The sequence below is a fragment of the Bacillus sp. FJAT-29814 genome, assembly GCF_001510715.1.
Taxonomy (GTDB): domain Bacteria; phylum Bacillota; class Bacilli; order Bacillales; family Cytobacillaceae; genus Neobacillus.
In genome coordinates this window covers 723,617-741,879 of sequence record NZ_LMTJ01000005.1, presented here as the reverse complement: position 1 = coordinate 741,879, position 18,263 = coordinate 723,617, and the positions used below count along the sequence as shown (strand labels likewise).

General features: G+C 41.6%; 24 protein-coding genes. 9 read left to right on the top strand and 15 right to left on the bottom strand.

Annotation, left to right across the window (positions count from 1 at the left end; all coding sequences use genetic code 11):
- The first annotated feature begins 13 nt into the window (after positions 1 to 13).
- Positions 14 to 571 carry a GNAT family N-acetyltransferase gene (locus AR334_RS16150; RefSeq protein WP_066313395.1) on the top strand — a complete coding sequence of 186 codons (558 nt, stop codon included), beginning with the start codon at positions 14 to 16 and terminating at the stop codon, positions 569 to 571.
- 51 nt (positions 572 to 622) lie between these two features.
- Here AR334_RS16150 and AR334_RS29950 read toward each other — a convergent pair whose 3' ends face one another.
- A complete protein-coding gene (locus AR334_RS29950; RefSeq protein ID WP_172799227.1) occupies positions 623 to 784 on the bottom strand; it encodes a hypothetical protein in 162 nt (53 codons plus the stop codon).
- Between the two features lie 105 nt (positions 785 to 889).
- Positions 890 to 1,684 (bottom strand): SDR family oxidoreductase, encoded by a 795-nt coding sequence (locus AR334_RS16145; protein WP_066313917.1) that lies wholly within the window; start codon positions 1,682 to 1,684, stop codon positions 890 to 892.
- A gap of 192 nt (positions 1,685 to 1,876) precedes the next feature.
- Here AR334_RS16145 and AR334_RS16140 point away from each other — a divergent pair, with 192 nt between their 5' ends.
- From AR334_RS16140 to AR334_RS16125, 4 genes are read left to right on the top strand one after another with little or no spacing between them, the layout of a single operon-like run.
- Positions 1,877 to 2,119 (top strand): spore germination protein, encoded by a 243-nt coding sequence (locus AR334_RS16140; protein ID WP_066313391.1) that lies wholly within the window; start codon positions 1,877 to 1,879, stop codon positions 2,117 to 2,119.
- Positions 2,120 to 2,134: 15 nt separating this feature from the next.
- Positions 2,135 to 2,377: a spore germination protein gene (locus AR334_RS16135; RefSeq protein ID WP_066313388.1), complete on the top strand. Its 243-nt coding sequence runs from the start codon at positions 2,135 to 2,137 to the stop codon at positions 2,375 to 2,377.
- Between the two features lie 28 nt (positions 2,378 to 2,405).
- Positions 2,406 to 2,879: an Hsp20/alpha crystallin family protein gene (locus AR334_RS16130; protein WP_066313383.1), complete on the top strand. Its 474-nt coding sequence runs from the start codon at positions 2,406 to 2,408 to the stop codon at positions 2,877 to 2,879.
- Positions 2,880 to 2,932: 53 nt separating this feature from the next.
- Positions 2,933 to 3,124, top strand: a complete 192-nt coding sequence (locus AR334_RS16125; protein ID WP_066313380.1) for a hypothetical protein — start codon at positions 2,933 to 2,935, stop codon at positions 3,122 to 3,124.
- Positions 3,125 to 3,151: 27 nt separating this feature from the next.
- On the opposite strand, the gene AR334_RS16120 is transcribed toward AR334_RS16125, so the two are convergent.
- Positions 3,152 to 3,631, bottom strand: a complete 480-nt coding sequence (locus tag AR334_RS16120; RefSeq protein ID WP_066313374.1) for a FixH family protein — start codon at positions 3,629 to 3,631, stop codon at positions 3,152 to 3,154.
- A 118-nt stretch (positions 3,632 to 3,749) separates the two neighbouring features.
- On the opposite strand from AR334_RS16120, the gene AR334_RS16115 reads away from it, so the two are divergent.
- Positions 3,750 to 3,995, top strand: a complete 246-nt coding sequence (locus AR334_RS16115; RefSeq protein WP_066313372.1) for a DNA alkylation repair protein — start codon at positions 3,750 to 3,752, stop codon at positions 3,993 to 3,995.
- A 62-nt stretch (positions 3,996 to 4,057) separates the two neighbouring features.
- Here AR334_RS16115 and AR334_RS16110 read toward each other — a convergent pair whose 3' ends face one another.
- The 3 genes from AR334_RS16110 to deoD all read right to left on the bottom strand — a co-directional run bounded on the left by AR334_RS16110 (position 4,058) and on the right by deoD (position 7,410).
- Positions 4,058 to 4,876 (bottom strand): hypothetical protein, encoded by an 819-nt coding sequence (locus AR334_RS16110; RefSeq protein WP_066313366.1) that lies wholly within the window; start codon positions 4,874 to 4,876, stop codon positions 4,058 to 4,060.
- 130 nt (positions 4,877 to 5,006) lie between these two features.
- Positions 5,007 to 6,503 carry a S41 family peptidase gene (locus AR334_RS16105; RefSeq protein ID WP_066313363.1) on the bottom strand — a complete coding sequence of 499 codons (1,497 nt, stop codon included), beginning with the start codon at positions 6,501 to 6,503 and terminating at the stop codon, positions 5,007 to 5,009.
- Positions 6,504 to 6,705: 202 nt separating this feature from the next.
- Positions 6,706 to 7,410: a purine-nucleoside phosphorylase gene (deoD, locus tag AR334_RS16100; protein WP_066313359.1), complete on the bottom strand. Its 705-nt coding sequence runs from the start codon at positions 7,408 to 7,410 to the stop codon at positions 6,706 to 6,708.
- Positions 7,411 to 7,604: 194 nt separating this feature from the next.
- Between deoD and AR334_RS30655 the strand changes: the two genes are divergently transcribed.
- The gene (locus AR334_RS30655) at positions 7,605 to 7,733 is read left to right on the top strand and encodes a hypothetical protein (protein ID WP_301337167.1); all 129 of its coding nucleotides are present in this window, start codon (positions 7,605 to 7,607) and stop codon (positions 7,731 to 7,733) included.
- Positions 7,734 to 7,776: 43 nt separating this feature from the next.
- On the opposite strand, the gene AR334_RS16095 is transcribed toward AR334_RS30655, so the two are convergent.
- The 5 genes from AR334_RS16095 to AR334_RS29010 all read right to left on the bottom strand — a co-directional run bounded on the left by AR334_RS16095 (position 7,777) and on the right by AR334_RS29010 (position 10,348).
- Entirely contained in the window at positions 7,777 to 8,085 is a 309-nt protein-coding gene (locus AR334_RS16095) for a YodL domain-containing protein (RefSeq protein WP_066313357.1), read from the bottom strand.
- 158 nt (positions 8,086 to 8,243) lie between these two features.
- The gene (locus AR334_RS16090) at positions 8,244 to 9,014 is read right to left on the bottom strand and encodes a sporulation protein (RefSeq protein WP_066313354.1); all 771 of its coding nucleotides are present in this window, start codon (positions 9,012 to 9,014) and stop codon (positions 8,244 to 8,246) included.
- Positions 9,001 to 9,819 carry a protein kinase gene (locus AR334_RS16085; RefSeq protein ID WP_066313352.1) on the bottom strand — a complete coding sequence of 273 codons (819 nt, stop codon included), beginning with the start codon at positions 9,817 to 9,819 and terminating at the stop codon, positions 9,001 to 9,003. The genes AR334_RS16090 and AR334_RS16085 overlap by 14 nt, the downstream gene beginning before the upstream one ends.
- A 12-nt stretch (positions 9,820 to 9,831) precedes the next feature.
- Complete coding sequence (locus AR334_RS29945; RefSeq protein WP_172799226.1) at positions 9,832 to 10,008, bottom strand: hypothetical protein; 177 nt, start codon at positions 10,006 to 10,008, stop codon at positions 9,832 to 9,834.
- 166 nt (positions 10,009 to 10,174) lie between these two features.
- Positions 10,175 to 10,348 (bottom strand): YozD family protein, encoded by a 174-nt coding sequence (locus AR334_RS29010; RefSeq protein ID WP_082692969.1) that lies wholly within the window; start codon positions 10,346 to 10,348, stop codon positions 10,175 to 10,177.
- Between the two features lie 160 nt (positions 10,349 to 10,508).
- Between AR334_RS29010 and AR334_RS29525 the strand changes: the two genes are divergently transcribed.
- The gene (locus AR334_RS29525) at positions 10,509 to 10,670 is read left to right on the top strand and encodes a hypothetical protein (RefSeq protein ID WP_156431286.1); all 162 of its coding nucleotides are present in this window, start codon (positions 10,509 to 10,511) and stop codon (positions 10,668 to 10,670) included.
- Positions 10,671 to 10,676: 6 nt separating this feature from the next.
- Here the strand turns inward: AR334_RS29525 and AR334_RS16080 are convergent, their stop codons facing one another.
- Both AR334_RS16080 and AR334_RS16075 read right to left on the bottom strand, forming a co-directional pair.
- A complete protein-coding gene (locus AR334_RS16080; protein ID WP_066313344.1) occupies positions 10,677 to 11,372 on the bottom strand; it encodes a hypothetical protein in 696 nt (231 codons plus the stop codon).
- 134 nt (positions 11,373 to 11,506) lie between these two features.
- Positions 11,507 to 11,728 carry a YozE family protein gene (locus AR334_RS16075; RefSeq protein WP_066313343.1) on the bottom strand — a complete coding sequence of 74 codons (222 nt, stop codon included), beginning with the start codon at positions 11,726 to 11,728 and terminating at the stop codon, positions 11,507 to 11,509.
- 367 nt (positions 11,729 to 12,095) lie between these two features.
- On the opposite strand from AR334_RS16075, the gene AR334_RS30160 reads away from it, so the two are divergent.
- Positions 12,096 to 16,412, top strand: coding sequence for a multicopper oxidase domain-containing protein (locus AR334_RS30160; protein ID WP_066313342.1), 4,317 nt, complete (start codon positions 12,096 to 12,098; stop codon positions 16,410 to 16,412).
- A 49-nt stretch (positions 16,413 to 16,461) separates the two neighbouring features.
- Here the strand turns inward: AR334_RS30160 and AR334_RS29005 are convergent, their stop codons facing one another.
- Together AR334_RS29005 and ablA are read right to left on the bottom strand one after the other, a co-directional pair.
- On the bottom strand, positions 16,462 to 16,749 hold the full coding sequence (locus AR334_RS29005) for a YokU family protein (RefSeq protein WP_082692968.1): 288 nt from the start codon (positions 16,747 to 16,749) through the stop codon (positions 16,462 to 16,464).
- Between the two features lie 15 nt (positions 16,750 to 16,764).
- A complete protein-coding gene (gene ablA / locus AR334_RS16065; protein ID WP_066313336.1) occupies positions 16,765 to 18,198 on the bottom strand; it encodes a lysine 2,3-aminomutase in 1,434 nt (477 codons plus the stop codon).
- Positions 18,199 to 18,263: the final 65 nt, after the last annotated feature.

The following is an 18,263-nucleotide window of genomic DNA, read 5'->3' as shown; positions in this document are numbered from 1 at the left end:
TGGAGGGATTTTCATGCTAAAGAAACGCGACGTCCACGACAGTCATGTACTGTACGATTTAATGACGCACCCCGATGTCTTCCCTTTTGTGCGCCATAAAGCAGCTTCCTACGAAGAATTTTTGTTTATCACCAAGCAGACCATTGAGGCTGAGGAACGCGGTGAACTCATTTCCCGGACCATTTTGGATGAGTGGGGAGCACCGATTGGAACAATCAGTTTATATGATATTGAAGAAAATACCGGATTTTTAGGAACATGGCTGGGCAAACCCTACCATGGTAAAGGCTACAACAATTTGGCGAAGGATGCTTTTTTTAAGGAACTTTTCTATGAATTAGGGATTGAGACCGTATATATGCGAATTCGAAACGTAAATATTCGCTCTATTAAAGCGGCCGAGAAATTGCCATATGTAATAAATGCAAACGAAACAAGAAATTCGCTGTACAAGCAATTAAATGCGAATGGTAATATATTCGACCTATATGAGATTCCAAAGGATTTATATACTTTAAATCTGTTACGAAATGGCGCTGAACAAGATACATCACAGCGGCTGGAAGCGTAAAAGCAATCGGGTTTATCTCCGATTGCTTTTTTTATTAATTAATTATGTTTATTATTCCGTTATGCTTTGTTCCACTGCTTCGTTTACTTCACTTAGACCCATTTGGAGCAAAAATTCTTGTAGTTCCTCGTTTGTCAAGGTTTCAAAACGGCCATCATGAAAAAACACTTGAGTTTGATTGGGATTGATTCTATTGAGGTTAAAACTCATCATTCTTTGCTCCTTTCTTCGATGATTACTTCTTATTATCTTCAAAAGGAGCATGTTTCATACCTGAATATCAAATTGTTCAAAAAATTATAAATACCTTTTGAGGAATTAATTTATTCCATGCTCATCAGGTAATTTAAAGACCTTACCCAGTACGTCAATCCCTCCGGTAACCGGTAAGACACTTCCGGTGATAAAATCGGATGCCTCGTCGACCAGAAAGGCAATGACTCTGGCAATATCCTCCCCTGTACCTTGCCGTCTGCCCGTCCCTTCTCCGCTTATTTCATGAAGGGCTTCCTTGATATTTTTTTCTTTCCACTCGTTAGTAATGTCTCCAGGGCAAACCATATTAGCTGTAATTCCAAATTCTGCTTCCTCCATCGCAATCGTCCTTGTCAAAGAAGCAAGCCCTGTTTTCGCCGCTGCAAACGCTGAGCGGTAAACCCATCCTGGGGCAGTTTCGACCCTATCGTAGCCCAAGGTAACGATTCTGCCCCATTTTTGGCTTCTCATACTTGGAAGAATCAGCTTGGACAGATAAAATACGGCATTCAAATTACCGTTAATTAAGTAGTTCCATTCTTCGAAGGAATAGTCGGTCATCCGTTTTCGTTCATGGATGTAAGGACCTGCATTATGGACTAACACATCCACCGTATCAAAAACAGAAAAGGTTTCATTTACTAAGTGGATACAATCTTTTTGAACAGATAAATCCCCCTGAACAGCAATATTTCTTGTCCCATATTGTTCGGTTAATTGCCTTGCTAAAGATTTCGCCTCTGACTCGCTGTTTCGATAATTAATGACTAGCTGGAATCCTTTTTCAGCCAAACAGAGAGCTGTTTTTTTTCCTATTCCGGAAGCTCCTCCTGTAACCAAAGCGGTTTTTATTTTCACCAAACCATTACCTCTCTGCTTTAAAATTTCACTTCTTACTCTATGTTAAAAAGATTTATTTATATATGCAAATATTTGCAATTGAACATTTGGAAATAGAGTCCCGAACGGAGATTCCTCCATTAAATAATAACGATTGGGCATTCATCTGCATAGAATGGGTGTATGAACAAAACTGAAGGATGTGACAGCATGCAGACTGTAATCAATATTTTCAGCCTAAAAATTAACAGTGTATCGAACAACGGGTCTGTCAACATCGGAGATGCCCTCCATAATGCTCATACAGCCAATTCAAAATCGCAGGGGCAAAATTCATCGTATGGGGATTTTGCACCACCGACTGCTGCCATGGAAAATGTATTCATTGATCCGGACATTAATGATATGGGAGATATCGCGAATCCATCCAATGTCTATTCCAATCCCATATAAAAAGGACTGAAAGCAATGCCTTTTCAAATAAATATCTTTAACCTTAAGTCAAATGCAATCAACAATAACGGCAATATTGACTTTGGCCCGATTGTCCAAAACAGCCATACATCCAATACAAAATTAATTGGCACCAATGCCGCATTTGGTGATTTATCCCCATCTACTTCACTACATTTAAATGGTTATACAGATATCGATGTTACCGACCAAGACCAGATCGCCAACCCATCAGCGCCAATTTTGAATCAAATTTAAATAATTTTCAATGGAAGGATGAAAAGTAATGTTCCCCTGGAATATGTTTCCTTTTAATAAAGATATGCGAGATACCTTGCAAAAAATGAATCCGCAAGAAATCGACAAATATGTTCAAGACATCATCGGAAAAGTGCTGCCAGCAAACATGAACGGCATGATGAATCCTCAAGAGATGTTCAGAAATATGCCAATGTCCGGAGCAGGTCAAACGTCAACAGACGGATTAAACTCCTCTGCCTATGAAACACATGACTATGTATTTGTCAGAATCCCAATTAAAAATGAGGACTGGGTAAAGAAACTAAAGCTTTACCACACGTCGAATCAGCTTATCGTATCAGATATCCCCAACCCTGAAGACCAGCATACCATTACCCTTCCGGCAATTGTGAAAAAAAAGGGGGCCTCCGCCAATTTTAAAGATGGGATATTGGAGGTGAAGATCCCTAAAAATATTGATATGCAGTATTCACAAATTGATGTATCCGAAATTTTATAAACTAAGGATTTTGCTTATTGCTGCAAGTCATGCCAATTCTTTCAGGAGGAACTATGGGTATTGATTCTGTTAAACAAGTCATCCCTAAAGAGATGAGTGTCAACATAAATTTCGGTGAAGTCAATATTCATCAAATAACCGGACATTTGAATATCGGCACTACCTATGAGGGCGATATTTCAAAAATAATCGAGGAAAAACTAAAGCAAATAAAGTGGAAAATTGCTGATAAAGCAAATAACTAAGACAGCCTTGAGTGGCTGTCTTGTTATTTAATGGCCATTGTCTGCCTCATGGTCATCTTTCATATCCATGCCTTCCATAGGTTGCGTTGATTTGGCGTCCTCTGGTTCACTAGGCGTACCTACTACAAATTCTTTCTTGGGCATATTATGCATATCTCTAGCACTAACATGAGAGATGATATAGTATGTTCCTTCGCGGTCAAAATTCTTTTCAAGACGATAGATTCCATTTTCACTATGTTTTACGTCTATTTTTTCATGTTTTTCATCATGTGCCCGCCAAATTTCAAAAGTTACCTTATCTGCATCGGTCACATCTTCTTTTCCTTGAGTTACCTTTGCTTCAAATATGATTGCCTGATTTGGTTCGGCTTTTTCCGGATTAACCGTGAGCTTGACCTCCAATAATTCCGGCAATGGTGTATCTTGCTCATTGTTGTCATTGCTGCATGAAGCAGCCAATAGCAACAATAATAGCGATATCATACCTGCTAAATACTTTTTCATTCCGTATCACCCCTAGATTGTTCCAAGTGTATCTTCTCGCTTCCCTTCATTTGCATTGTACATATTTACCAACATTATTGCAAAAAATAAATTTAACTAAGCCAACTAGGAGGATTCTATGTCTACACCCTACAGATGCCCTAATTGCCGTTCAAACCGAAGCAGGTTTAATATTATTCAACAAGTTGCTCAATCGGTCAAACTTGACCCTACATCAGGCTCTATTCTCAAGGAATATACCGAAACTGAATTGGAGCCGTTCCATCTGCCCTATCAAGGACCGGAATACCGCGTTCAATGCGGCACCTGCGGCTTAATCGAGGATGAGCGGACATTTATCAAGTTTGGTGAACAGCGAATATAACAGATGAAAACACCTTTAGTAACGGACAATCCGTCTCAAAGGTGTTTTTCATTTGTCTGCCATTAGAGGTTATTTTCTTTAATAAAATTGATTGAATCCACTTTCCAGGCATCCAGAGGGGAAAAACGAACCAAATGAATATATCCATTAAAGCGCTGGCCGCCCTTGTTTTTTATCAACCAATCAACTTGGATGGGAACATCCAAGCTTATTTCTTCTGTCAAATCCTCAGGCGGCAATAATTCCATTCTCGTTATCGCCACATTATCAATCTTTTTCATTATGGGTTGCCACTTGACTTGTTGAAGTGAGGCCATGGAAGCGATTGTTGTATCCTGCTGTTTAAATCCTGCAATATATGCCTCAATTACCTCATAAGGATTGGCGTTGCCAAGATAATCATCCAAATTGCCGGATGCCTTCAAAATCATTAATTTATGTGATAAATCCATTGATTGTGTACGATGGGTGGTACTTCCATAATAGTGGATACAAAAATGGCCGGGAAAGTTATTTTTTAGTGCACCTGCACCATGTGGCATCCCATGCATCGATGCGGCAATCCTCCGGTCCTTATAAATAACGATAATCGCCCTACGTTTCCAGCTCCATTTTCCACCATAAATACTTTTCATTATTTTCGTGTCTTTTGCCGTCAATGGCTGAACATCAGCATGGCGGCTCCCCGCCCGGCGCTGGACTTTAAATTTTTTCCCCGTTTCCAAATCGAGCACAACATATTTTGAATACCGAGGCAGCAGCTGGTCCACTTCTTTCCATTCCATCATTTCTATATTAGAGCTGTTTTTTGCTGCCACATATAGCCCTTGCTCTGACAGTGTAAACAAGAACAGCAATAGTATCAAGGCTCCTTGTCTCATTGCATCCCCCTCTCACGCATTATGTTACATTTTAAGAGTTGCCAGAAGAGGAAATTATCATGCAAATTCGCAAGGTGGATTTTCTGGAAAAAAAGAGGCAGTCTATGAATGACAGCCTCTTTCACCTTTTTTATTTCATTCTTTCATTTAATACTTCAATGGCTTTTTGCACTTGAGGATCATTCGCTTTTATTTGTTCTCTTAACAATTCCATCAGTTTTAAACTGGACTCGCCTTTTAAAATGCCGTCTGCCGGCAAGTTATTCTCTGTTTGGAAACTGATTACAGCCTCTTTGGTTTTATCGTCGAAAAATCCATCTTCACGGCCTGGGTCAAATCCGAGTGCTTTCAGCATTTTTTGCGCAGTTTTAACTTCCTCGGAAGCTGCAGAAACAGTCAATTCCTTATCAGGATTGATGATTGGCAGCGATGCGTATTCCGGAAGGGCGACCTCCACATCAGGTTTAATCCCTTTCTTATGAATCCAATTGCCATTTGGCGTCAACCACTTCGCAATTGTAAACTTAATATTTGAGCCATCAGTAAAATTAGAAGCAGTCTGGACGGTTCCCTTGCCAAAGGATTTTTCCCCAACAAGAGGGACACCGGCGGATTCTTTCACTGCAGCAGCAAGAATCTCGGATGCACTGGCGCTGCCTTTATCAATTAAGACCACTAACGGCAGGTCAGGATTCCCTGAATTTTGCGAAGCGATTTCTTTAATCTTTCCGTTTCTGTCTTCCTCTTTGACGATAATTTTTCCTTTTGGAACGAACATACTGGAAATAGAAATAGCTTGATCTAACAAACCACCAGGATTTTGTCTTAGATCCAGTACAAGACCTTTCATGCCCTTGCTTTGCAAATCATTTAGTGTCTGTGTAAGTTCTTTTGATGTGTTTGTGGAAAAACTGGTAATCTGCACCTTGGCGATTTTATCATCGACCATTTCCCCATAAACGGTTTCTATCGGAATTTCATCGCGAATAATTGGTACAATCATCTGCGCGTCAGAACCCGGCCTTGAAATCGTTAGTTCAACCTTGGTTCCTTTTTTGCCGCGGATCAAGGTTACTGCCTCTGTAGAAGTCATGCCTTGAAGGCTTTTGCCATCTACTGAAACAATGATATCATTTGGCTTTAATCCAGCCTTCTCGGCAGGCGAACCCTTAATAGGGGATACAATGACGATATGGCCATCTTTTTGCTGAATTTCGGCACCGATTCCTTCAAAAGACGAAGAGATACTGCTATGAAAACTTTTCGCCTCATCCTTGCTCATATAATCCGAATAGGGATCATCTAATGATTCAACCATGCCATTAATGGCGCCGTTTATTAGTTTCTGTTCGTTTACCTTCTTGAAATAGTCATTTTTTAACGTATCAAATGCTTCATAAAGCTTTTCAAATTCTTTCCGGTCGTTATTTACTTTAACCACCTTTTCATCCCCGAACGATAGGGCTACTGTTGTAATGCCTGCAGATAAAAACACGATCAAAAACAACAGCATGATAAAGTGGAACTTTTTAAAGCGAATATATCCTGATTTGGGTTCTGAAACTTGCTCCTGTTCTGTTTTTTCTTGATCCAATTTCTCTTCTTCCAAAGCCTTCACCACTTTCATTCAACCATAAAGAAATGCCTTGTGTTGATAAAACACTTGCTCTTAGTGTTTAGAATAACATCTTTTTTATAAAATTAACAAAGAAATGTTAATGAATTAAGAAGAATATACGAATTTTTGTCGATATGAATCATTATTTTAGCAAAAAAATTCCATTTCAGCTATAGAAAAACCTCTTCCGTTTGGAAGAGGCATACTGACATTATTCCTTAATGGCAGCTTCCAATGCTACCTCAATCATGTCGTTAAAGGTAGTCTGTCTTTCTTCTGCAGTGGTTTCTTCTCCTGTTAAGATATGGTCACTTACAGTTAAAATAGACAATGCTTTGCGATTAAATTTTGCTGCCAAAGTGTAAAGGGCGGTCGTTTCCATCTCCACCGCAAGAATCTGATACTTAGCCCATTTCTCCAATTCGGCATTATCGTTGTAGAATGAATCGGCCGTGAATACACTGCCTACTTTTAAATTAAGGCCTTTCTCGACACCCGCATCATAGGCATTTTTTAGCAGCTCAAAATTGGCTACTGGAGCATAGTCAACGTTGCCAAAGGTCAGGCGATTAACGTTCGAATCAGTCGAACTGGTCATAGCGAGGATGACATCGCGAACCTTGACATCCTTTTGGATTGCGCCGCAAGTGCCAACCCGAATTAAGTTTTGGGCGTTATAGCTGCTAATCAATTCATTAACATAAATCGAAATGGATGGCACACCCATTCCTGTTCCTTGAACAGAAATCCGTTTACCTTTGTATGTACCGGTAAAGCCAAACATATTACGAACTTCGTTATAGCAGACGGCGCCCTCCAAAAAAGTTTCTGCAATGTATTTTGCCCGAAGCGGATCGCCTGGCAGCAATACCGTTTCCGCGATTTCATTTTCTTTTGCACCGATATGTACACTCATGCCTTGTTTTCCTCCTATCTAATTGGTACCGTTTATCATTTTGCACCAAAGCCACTATACCATAAACCATTTTTTATTAAAAACCTTTCTGTCGAAAAAGACATGAAATTTTACTAATGTGGGAAACTATAATTAGACTCAAAGGCTTTGGCAATGAGTTGGCTTGAATCATGTATTTCATGGGGGTATCGTAAATGGGTAAAAAACATCGCGCCCGCATACAGGGAAAAAAGAAAAATAATCATATTCCGCCGGAAGCCATTGTGGCTGAACACGAAGCACACGCTAAGGAGTATAGTGCTTCCGGCGGCAGAAAAAGATAACATACAAAAAACCTAAGGGGCTTTTTCCCTTAGGTTTTATCGGTTACATAAGATTTATTCGGTTAATCGGAAACCATCCGCCTGGTTTTAACTGATAATAGTACTGTCCGCCTCGTCCTTCATCAATTAGAATGATATCCCCTGTTGAAAGGAATCTGCCCTTATAATGTGGTGGGATCCTGTCAGTGACATTAAAGGTGCTAAATGTTTCTTTTAAGCAGTGGTCACGATTTTGGGCATGAATAGTTGTCCGAAACACTTGTTTATGTCCTTTCCGTTCACGCTGTTTTGGTGTTTGAAAAATCGTCACATCAAATTGTATTTCGCTTTTTTTCGTTAACATTCTAATCATGGTATCCCTCCAATTATAAGAATTGTATATTTATTCTAATAATTAAAGATGGACCATGTCGATTCCTTCATAGAATTTTCACTATTTTTGTCGATTTTTAAAAATTTCGCCTAAAAAAACAATGGAGCTCAGTTAGCCCCATTGTTTCCATGAATGAATTAGGAATATCTTCCAATAACATTTTGAATCTTCTGCTGTATATAAGGGATATCAGAGTTGGAAACCGATAATCTTACATTCGTTTCATCCTTCCCTAGCGCCTCCGAGAATAGCCCAGCCAAACCGCGTGCCTTACGGTCAACTTGGAACATAATATTAAGTCCGCCATTTCCTGAAGGGAAGAACACTATTTCAAGCTCATCCAAGCGGCCGCGGAATGGTCCTGAAGTTGGAACAAATTCAAATTCTTGGACAAATGGAAGACGGCTGCGCAATCTCCGTGGCGCTTCTTCACAATCTGCTTCACGAATCCTAAACCCCAAGTTTTCAACAGCATTAAATACAGCAGTCATTAATGGATTCGGAACAACCTTTAAGTAATCTTTATCGCTTGGATCAACCCCGCCTTTAATATCTAGCCCAGTGGTTACCCAAACTTTGGAGCGGCCAATTGACAGTGGCGTGTCATAAGGAAGCTGGAATGTAAATGGAATTTCCTTCCCCTCATTTACTCGAACCATAAAAGCCGATGTGATTCGGTATTTCTCAATTGTTGCGGTTACTGTATATTTACGGTCATCTGATTCTCTAATATAGTTTGTGTTTAAAGCAAGGTAAATTTCATCTATCTGCTGATCGATTTTTCCACCCTTAATTTCGACTACACCTGTTACAATCTCTCCGGGCATATACGTATCTTTTTCCAGCTTCGTGTCCACTGTTGCAGACCCAATTCCGACACTGGCAAATACTTTGTTAAAGAACGACATTTGCTTCTCCCCCTAAAAATTGAATTATTTTTTGTATGTCTGTTTTCACTTGCTGGCTACTATCATAAGCAGGTTCTATTTGCAAAAGCCGTCTAAGGATGAGCTTTGCTTGATTCGAGATGTTCAATTCCTCTTCCCAGCTTTTTTCCTGCATTTTGTCCGGAAAGGAATGATTGGAATATAGCAAAAACAGCAGAAAATGCCCTAGACCATAAAAATCTGCCTGATAGTTGATTTCTTTACGTATTTCGCTGCACTTTGCACCCCGCTCTTTATAATGCAGCGGCCGGGCCAGTCCTAGATCAATCAGCCTAATAGCGGAACCTTCCATAAGGACATTGGGAATTCGAATATCACGGTGGATGATATTGCGGGCATGTAAATATTCAATTTGCTCCATTAATTTATAGGCAATCGTAAATGCCTTAACTTCGGTAATTTTCCAGCCCTCAGCAAAAATGAGCTGCTCAAAATTCTTGCCTTGAATATATTCCATGGTAAAAAACGGGATATTTTTATAAATGCCATCCTCAAAGTACCTTGGAAACCCAGGATGATCCATTGAAAGGAGCAGGTGTTTTTCAAGCTCAAACCCTTTTATCCCGGCTTTTGTTTTTCGTTTATGGAGACGAAGGGCTTTTAAAACCTTCTCCTTATTTGTTTCCAGATCCAGCACCAAATAGCTGTGTCCGTAGCCGCCCGCCCCCAGATGTTCCATTACTTTATAGCGCCCCGCAACTAGCTCATCAACAGAAAATGGCCTTTCAAAAAAGGTTGATATCCCAATTATTAATCTTTTAATCATCGATTTTATAAGCTAACTGCTGAAGAAACTGGAGATAAAGCTTCCGCTTTTATGTTTCTTTTTGTAGTGATGATGCCCCAAATGGCTGTGCTTATGGTGCTTCATCTTTTTCCAGGCATTGCTTGAGGAACCATATTTATAAGACTTGTGCTTACTTCCGATAATTGCTTTCAGGATTTTTTTAAACATCCAACAATCCACCTCCACCTTCGTACCCATATATACGCGAAAAGGTAAAATAGGTTTCGTTCAAAAAAAGATATTTTCCCATTAAAAAAAAATGCAAAATAAAAAAGCGAGCACCAGCGGCTCGTCTTTTTAGCTTCATCTATTCACGGGGATAAAAGCCCCCCTATTATTCATCATCAACTTCTTCATCGATAATACTTTTTTCGATTAAATATTCAAACGTAATATCCGCAAGCTCTTCCAATTCTTCCTCACTAGGAACGTATCCCCTTTTTACAAGCTCATGAAAGAAAAATTCAGCAATTTCTTCTGTATCGATAAATACCTCAATTTCTCTCAAGTAATCGCCCCCTTTGTACAGAATGTATGACCACGATAGCTTTTTCATGCTAGTTTCTTTTAAATGCATTAGGCTTAACACCCCAAAATATAATATTGGTCATATTTATAAAGTGGACAAGCATATGATGTGGTAAAGAATTGATACGGAGGTTATATTTATGGAAAATTTAAAACTTAAACTGGAAGCTTGGGTTGAAGATGTTAATCGAGAGGATGGAATCACGCTCCAACTCTTCGAAACTATTACCGATAGCTTGTTTTTCCTGATAAAATGGACGGCTATACCGTTTATCGCCTATTTATTGTTCGTCGTAACTTGAAAACAACTATACATGACTTTTTCCATCGTCGCTTACGAGATTCTCCAATTTCTTCAAAATGACTCGCATAACCTGGTAATACTCTTGGTCATGAAATAATTCATAAAGGATCCGATAATCATTGAAGATATCTAAAAGATGATCAATCAGCTCTTTCTTCTCTTTTTTGAGGGAGATTTCCTCGAATTCCGCCTTTCTGCCCTGATGTTGGATATTGGGTTTTTTCCCGGTTTTATCCTGCCTATTCACTAAGTATAGGAGACCAAGCTTTTGAATAAATGTATCCGCACTTTCTGCATCAGCAACCAGTGTCAGCTCTTCTTCGCCCACTTCCAGCCATTCGCCATCGCTTACACGGGACAGCTCGTAAATGACATCTTCCCAGGCATCTTCCTTGTATCGCCAGATTTCTGTCCGGAACCCGATGACTTTAAACAGGTCGGCCCCATAGCCACTAACCTGCACTAAATCCCCAATAAAAAACTTGTATTCAATATCGATATGCTCCTGCTCCATAATCTTACCGTCATACTCGGACATTAATTGCAACGCTGATTCAACAAATAACCCCTGACTCTTATTTACTTCATATACATAATCCCCATCGAGCCATTTTACATCCGTGACGCGGCCAACCGTCCCGTAGATGGTGATTACCACCGTGTCACCAATTTTATACTTTGGATTTTTCCGCTTCGCCATTTCCTCCCCTCCTTAAAAGCTTGTCGTGAATAATGATTACAATAGTATATGCGAGAGGTTTTTTAAAAGCGCATGGCATTTTGAAAATGAAAAAATCGCCTCAGAATTAGAGACGATTCAGGAGTTTTTTATGATTATTTCTCCGCTATCATATACAGCTGCCAAGCTTCATCGAAAATAGACATAGATTCCAGATAATGGCCGTTTAATTCAAGATAGGCCGTCAGCTCGTAGTAATCTTTTGATTGTTTAGGAAAGTCATGGTCTAAATATGCATCATTGGCAAATTGACTAATTGTATCTTTTGGTGATGGATGTCGATATTTCATTAAAAAATGATAGAAGGATTTATTCATGCCTATTCGCCCTTTTCATTGATTGATTAATGTAATGCTATTACTATAATCGATACGAAACTATACGTCTAGTATCATGGAACCATCCCTTAACACCATTGATACGCTGTTTTTAGCTTCGTTTATATCACCTTTTAATACTCGTTTACACTATTAACACTTTCCTTATATAGTTTTTCGATGCATCGATTTTCTACAAAATCACGAGATTTTAGGCAGAATGGAGTCGAAATTAGATGTTCTTTATCGAAAATATTTTATATTTTATTGTTCGTTATTGAGGTACTATTATATTGCAAAGATAATTAACACAAAAGACTAAAGGGGGGATCATTAATACAATTTGTAAAAATAGGAGGCCTATTATATGAAAAAATGGACAAAGGTTTCTGTCGCTGTATTACTATCCTTTCTACTGATTCTTCAAGCTAGTGGTCAAACCATGAATGCCAATGCCAGTGTAGAGAAAAAGCCATCAACTCAGACACAAGACCAAAAAAAGAAGCAAATTACAAATGCTGATCGTAAGGCAGCCGCTCAACGGCTGGACAAGAAATTGTCTAAAGTTGGACTAAACCAACAAAGTTTAACAGGCGAACTTACACCGGGAATAACACCGGACTACTTCGGAACTATACCCAACTATGCGAATAGCCCGCTTCCTGCTGGCAGCCCTATTGTAACCTTAGAGGGGGGCGGCGGTACTGGGGCTCGAGCTGACGCGAAAGTCACGATAGATCCTGACACCGGTACAGGTGCCGTTACCGAAATTCCGGTCATCAGCGGTGGTTCAGGATATACAGAACCGCCTACTGTTTCCATTTGGGGCAGATATGGATCAGGTGCCAAGGCAGAGGCTGAAATTACGGACGGTGTAGTAACCAAGATTATAGTAACAAATGGTGGAAACGGATATTCCGTTGGCCCGGTTGTAACGTTTGAAGGGGGCAGTGGAACAGGGGCAGAAGCAACCGCAACGGTTACCAAGGATCCCGACAGTGGAAACAGTTCTATCACACAAATTACGATAACAAATGAAGGCTCCGGTTATACAAGTCCTCCAACTGTGTTCATAACCGGCGGCAATGGTTCAGGGGCAGAGGCCACTGCAGAAGTGGCAAATGGTGTTATCACTAAAATTACTGTTACGAGTGGCGGAAGCGGCTACACAGTTACAGGCGGAATTCGAAAATTCGTCGATTCATTGCCACTTTTAGGGACAGATAACGCCAATAACTTAGGACAGTATATGCCAGTGGCTATTCCGGATTCAAAAACATTCCCCGGCAATGATTACTATGAGATTGAACTGGGAGAATATACTGAGCAGCTTCATTCAGACTTACCCAAAACTACGTTAAGAGGTTACCGGCAGACAAATACTAATGATTCAACCGTTAGTAAGTTTAGCTTCTTGGGGCCCGTGATTATTGCTCAGAAAGGCCGACCTGTACGAATCAAATTTACCAATAAACTACCAACAGGCAGCAAGGGAGATCTATTTTTGCCGGTTGATACCACTGTCATGGGCGCTGGAGAGGGTCCGTTGGGGAAAAATGTTCCCGCAGGCAACCAAGTGAACTATACCCAAAACCGGGCCACTCTGCATTTGCACGGAGGAAATACACCATGGATCAGCGACGGTACCCAGCACCAGTGGATAACTCCAGCTGGTGAGAAAACCCCCTATCCGAAAGGGGTAAGTGTGAAAAATGTACCCGACATGCCGGATCCTGGGGATGGTTCACAGACTTTCTATTATTCCAATGAGCAGGCATCCAGATTAATGTTTTACCATGATCATTCCTATGGAATTACAAGATTAAATGTTTATGCAGGTGAAGCGGCGGGCTACCTATTAAGAGATGATGCAGAGCAGGCACTAATTGATGCCGGAGTAATCCCGAGTGATGAAATTCCGCTGATGATTCAAGATAAATCGTTTGTCCCAAATGATCATCAGCTTGCCGCAACCGACCCAACATGGGATAAAGCCAAATGGGGCGGAAAAGGCAACCTATGGTTCCCGCATGTATACATGCCAAACCAGAATCCTTATGATATTGAAGGCGCAAATGCAATGGGCCGCTGGGATTATGGACCATGGTTCTGGCCGCCATTTACGGGTATTCAAAACGGGCCTGTAAAAAATCCGTATTATGATCCTGTAAATGCTCCGTGGGAACCGCCAATGATTCCCGGTGTACCAAATCTATCAGTAGTACCCGAGTCTTTCATGGATACACCAATAGTAAACGGAACTGCATACCCTTATCTAGAGGTGGGGCAAAAAGACTATCGTTTTAGAATATTAAACGCGAGTAATGATAGATTTTTGAATTTACAGCTGTATTATGCCAAATCTGATGGTACGATGTGGAATCTGGACGGCACATTAAGAGACCCGGATGCAGGAGAAGTGAAGATGGTACCTGCCGTTCCAAAATCCGGACTTCCAAGCACTTACCCAACAGACGGAAGGGACGGAGGAGTTCCTGACCCAGCTGCCGCCGGCCCTAGTATGATTCAAATTGGAACAGAAAGCGGTTTTCTGCCAAATCCAGCTGTTTTGCGAAATACTCCGGTTGGGTACGACTATGATCGCAGAAGCATGACCGTCTTAAATGTCACCAACAAAACTCTGTTCCTTGGTCCTGCAGAACGTGCCGATGTCATTGTGGATTTTTCAAAAATACCGGATGGAGCGAAGTTAATCCTATACAACGATTCACCTGCACCCGTCCCGGCTTTTGACACCCGTTATGATTACTATACCGGCGATCCCGACCAGACAGATACCGGCGGCTCTCCTTCCACTCTTCCGGGTTATGGGCCAAATACTAGAACAATAATACAGTTCCAAGTAAATTCAGCAAAAGGCACCGGTCCGTCTGTTGACTTAGCGGCACTTCAAAAACAGCTGCCTGCCGCATATGCGAAATATAATAAAAAACCAATTGTACCGCAGGCTAGTTACAATAACGCTTTTGGCACCAATTACCCGGCTGATGGCTATGCCCGGATTTTCGATACATCAATGACCTTCTTTAATGGTCCGCTGACGAACATTAAGCTGACTAACGGAGGTTCAGGCTTTACCACTGAACCAACCGTAGAAATCACCGGCGGCGGAGGAACCGGGGCAACCGCCAAGGCAGCCCTTGCGCCAAGGGCGGTAGGTGGTTTTACGTTAACGAGTGGAGGTTCCGGTTATACGTCTGTACCTACTGTTACATTAACTGGCGGCGGCGGAACCGGGGCAAAGGCCCAAGCCAGTTTGACGGCAACTTCGCTGGCAAGCATAACTGTCACGAATGGAGGCTCTAAGTATTCCTCCGCGCCTACCGTTACTATTACAGGAGGAGGCGGGTCAGGGGCCACTGCAACCGCGACAGTAAAAGGGAATCGTGTCACGGCTATTACCATCACCAATCCTGGGACCGGGTATACCTCTTTGCCTACAGTTTCATTTTCCGGAGGCGGCGGCAGCGGGGCAACTGCGGCAGCAGTCTTGAAACCAACCGCGATTGGCTCTATTAATCTAACAAGCGGCGGCGATGGCTATACTTCCCCGCCAACTGTCACGATTTCTGGCGGCAGCGGAACTGCTGCTGCAGCCACAGCCGAACTTGCTCCTGGGGCAATTGCAAGTATTACCTTGGTTAACGGTGGCGATGGCTATGGGTCGGCACCAACAGTGAAGATTTCTGGCGGCGGCGGATCTGGGGCAACAGCTGAGGCTATTGGATTAACGATGGACTTGCAGCCAAAATCAATCATAGAAGACTTTGATGTCAATTACGGCAGGATGAACGCAATGATGGGAGTTGAAGTGCCGCACACAAGTGCGAACATTCAAACCTCCATTCCTTACACCGATATCGACCCGCCGACGGAGCTATTTAAAAACACTGATTCAGCAGCACCATTAGGCACACTGAAGGATGGAACACAAATTTGGAAAATTACCCATAACGGGGTTGATACCCACGCAATCCACTGGCATATGTTTGATGTTCAACTCATTAACCGAGTGGGTTGGGATGGAATGATTAAGGCCCCTGATCCAAACGAGTTCGGCTGGAAAGACACAATCCGAATGAATCCATTGGAAGATGTGATTATTGCTGTAAGGCCAATTATCCCAAATGTCCCGTTTGAACTTCCGAACAGCGTCCGTCCGCTCGATCCGACCATGCCGCTCGGTTCAACTATGGGCTTTATGAACGTTGACCCAACCAATCAGCCTGCACGAGTCACAAACCAAATGGTGAATTTCGGGTGGGAATATGTGTGGCATTGTCATCTTTTAGGACATGAGGAAAATATCATGATGCGTCCGATGGGCGTTGCGGTAGTACCAAAAGCACCAATCAATCTGGCTGGGACCTACGGCAAGACCGGAGTCAACTTAACTTGGCGTGACCAGTCAATTAATGAAACTGGATTCCTTATTGAAAGGAGCTCCTCGCCAACTGGTCCATGGACCACAATTGGAACGGCTGCAGTAGATACGAAAGTATTCTTGGATACAACGGTAAGTAAAAAAAGAACATACTACTATAGGGTCACTGCCATCAATACGGTAGGGTATACACAAACCTATGCTGCCCCAACAAATGGATACCCGACGATCACAGAAAAATCAAGCCCATCTGACACAATTTCTGTTTCTACAAACTAAAATAAAAACTAAGGGGAATAGCCTTTAAACTAGCTATTCCCCTTACGTTTTAATCATCCAATGAGGAGAAATCAAAGTAATTTCGCTTCAAAAGCCTAGGTCTTTTCATTAATTCCATATAGGTGATTGTTTTCCCTATCTGGCTGCAATCTATCAAAAACAATTGATCCTCGATTTCTTTAATGATTGGTTCACTTTGATAAATCATTGAACAGTCTGGACAGGAAAGTGTTGGCGTTTGTAATATTTCAATCGCCCTAGTGCCATCTGGCAATTCCCAATAAACTGAACTACTCGTCCGCGTGACATTTAAACTATTGCACCATTCACAAAGCACTTTTGAACGTCACTCCTATTCCTGTTTAGTTTCCACAGTCGTTTGTTGGACTTGGCCTTTCGGGGCTTCTTTTTGTTGTAAAGCTTGAAATTTCTTTTCCTTTAGTTCATCCCGTTTGCTTCGCTTATCCTTTAATGTCGAATGAGCCGGGTCTTGGTTGTATTCTTTGCGGCGATTTAACCGCGACAGTCCTTCAGGAACAAGATTAAAACGCTGGTCATTCATGATTCCGGCAATGCCGTTTAGCGATTTTTTCTCATCCATGTCAGGATAAACTTCTTTAAAATAATCCTCTGCTCTGCCTGGGACATAATTTTCCGGTTCAGGATAGGAGGTAATGACGCCTTCAAAATTACGAAGGACAACCTTCTCCGGACTTTGCGAAATGATATAATTCGGCTGCACAGCAATCTTCCCCCCGCCGCCTGGTGCATCGACGACAAAGGTAGGCACAGCATATCCGCTTGTATGGCCGCGTAAGCCTTCAATAATTTCCAACCCTTTAGAAACCGGTGCTCGGAAGTGGCCGATTCCTTCAGACAAATCGCACTGATAGATATAATAAGGTCTTACGCGAATTTTTACGAGATCATGCATCAGCTTTTTCATGATCGGTACACTGTCGTTTATTCCTGCGAGGATGACGGATTGGTTGCCGACCGGCACGCCGGCGTTGGCCAGCATTTCGCAGGCCTGTTTTGAATCCTCTGTAATTTCAATCGAGGTATTAAAATGGGTATTCAGCCAAACCGGATGGTATTTTTTCAATATATTGCACAGGTTTTCGGTAATTCGCTGCGGAAACACGACTGGTGCTCTGGTACCGATTCGAATAATTTCAACATGGTCAATTTCCCGCAGATTTTTCAAAATGTATTCCAATATATTATCATTGATAAGCAGCCCATCGCCGCCGGAAATTAACACATCGCGTACTTGGGGTGTCTGTCTGATATAAGATATAGCGGCATCAAGCTGTTTCTTCGGCACCCCCATTCCAATCTGCCCGGAAAAACGTCTTCTGGTACAATAACGGCAATACATGGAGCATTGATTGGTGACAAGAAAAAGAACACGGTCAGGATATCGATGTGTTAACCCGGGAACAGGAGAATCTTCGTCTTCATATAACGGGTCTTCAAGGTCATATTTCGTTTTGTATATTTCCTTTGAAACCGGCACCGACTGCATTCTAATGGGACAGCGTGGGTCATCAGCGTTCATTAAAGATGCATAATAGGGTGTAATATTTAGGGGGATTGTTTTCGTGGAAATTCTTACTCCTTCCTCTTCATCAGGGGTAAGATTTATCACCTTTTTCAGATCATCCAATGTACGGATGGTATTGGTTAACTGCCACAGCCAATCGTTCCATTGCTCTTCAGTCACATCTTTCCAAAGCTCTATATCCTTCCAATGCCGTTTCGGCTTAAAAACAAATGATTTCATGTTCTGTTCCTCCTATCCCGCTTTGCTAACATAATATGCAAGAACCGTGCCAAGGCTTTAAACTG

What these genes read in the sequence shown, in the direction of transcription:
- AR334_RS16105 (WP_066313363.1), bottom strand. Translation starts at nt 6,503, where the DNA reads ATGAAAGTGGTGAAGGCTTTGGAAGAAGAGAAATTGGATCAAGAAAAA.
- AR334_RS29945 (WP_172799226.1), bottom strand. Translation starts at nt 10,008, where the DNA reads ATGTTTAAAAAAATCCTGAAAGCAATTATCGGAAGTAAGCACAAGTCT.
- deoD (WP_066313359.1), bottom strand. Translation starts at nt 7,410, where the DNA reads ATGAGTGTACATATCGGTGCAAAAGAAAATGAAATCGCGGAAACGGTA.
- AR334_RS16150 (WP_066313395.1), top strand. Translation starts at nt 14, where the DNA reads ATGCTAAAGAAACGCGACGTCCACGACAGTCATGTACTGTACGATTTA.
- AR334_RS16095 (WP_066313357.1), bottom strand. Translation starts at nt 8,085, where the DNA reads ATGATTAGAATGTTAACGAAAAAAAGCGAAATACAATTTGATGTGACG.
- AR334_RS30655 (WP_301337167.1), top strand. Translation starts at nt 7,605, where the DNA reads ATGGGTAAAAAACATCGCGCCCGCATACAGGGAAAAAAGAAAAATAAT.
- AR334_RS16110 (WP_066313366.1), bottom strand. Translation starts at nt 4,876, where the DNA reads ATGAGACAAGGAGCCTTGATACTATTGCTGTTCTTGTTTACACTGTCA.
- AR334_RS16080 (WP_066313344.1), bottom strand. Translation starts at nt 11,372, where the DNA reads ATGGCGAAGCGGAAAAATCCAAAGTATAAAATTGGTGACACGGTGGTA.
- AR334_RS16075 (WP_066313343.1), bottom strand. Translation starts at nt 11,728, where the DNA reads ATGAATAAATCCTTCTATCATTTTTTAATGAAATATCGACATCCATCA.
- AR334_RS29525 (WP_156431286.1), top strand. Translation starts at nt 10,509, where the DNA reads ATGGAAAATTTAAAACTTAAACTGGAAGCTTGGGTTGAAGATGTTAAT.
- AR334_RS16135 (WP_066313388.1), top strand. Translation starts at nt 2,135, where the DNA reads ATGCCTTTTCAAATAAATATCTTTAACCTTAAGTCAAATGCAATCAAC.
- AR334_RS16125 (WP_066313380.1), top strand. Translation starts at nt 2,933, where the DNA reads ATGGGTATTGATTCTGTTAAACAAGTCATCCCTAAAGAGATGAGTGTC.
- AR334_RS16090 (WP_066313354.1), bottom strand. Translation starts at nt 9,014, where the DNA reads ATGTCGTTCTTTAACAAAGTATTTGCCAGTGTCGGAATTGGGTCTGCA.
- AR334_RS16115 (WP_066313372.1), top strand. Translation starts at nt 3,750, where the DNA reads ATGTCTACACCCTACAGATGCCCTAATTGCCGTTCAAACCGAAGCAGG.
- ablA (WP_066313336.1), bottom strand. Translation starts at nt 18,198, where the DNA reads ATGAAATCATTTGTTTTTAAGCCGAAACGGCATTGGAAGGATATAGAG.
- AR334_RS16120 (WP_066313374.1), bottom strand. Translation starts at nt 3,631, where the DNA reads ATGAAAAAGTATTTAGCAGGTATGATATCGCTATTATTGTTGCTATTG.
- AR334_RS16085 (WP_066313352.1), bottom strand. Translation starts at nt 9,819, where the DNA reads ATGATTAAAAGATTAATAATTGGGATATCAACCTTTTTTGAAAGGCCA.
- AR334_RS16140 (WP_066313391.1), top strand. Translation starts at nt 1,877, where the DNA reads ATGCAGACTGTAATCAATATTTTCAGCCTAAAAATTAACAGTGTATCG.
- AR334_RS30160 (WP_066313342.1), top strand. Translation starts at nt 12,096, where the DNA reads ATGAAAAAATGGACAAAGGTTTCTGTCGCTGTATTACTATCCTTTCTA.
- AR334_RS16130 (WP_066313383.1), top strand. Translation starts at nt 2,406, where the DNA reads ATGTTCCCCTGGAATATGTTTCCTTTTAATAAAGATATGCGAGATACC.
- AR334_RS29950 (WP_172799227.1), bottom strand. Translation starts at nt 784, where the DNA reads ATGATGAGTTTTAACCTCAATAGAATCAATCCCAATCAAACTCAAGTG.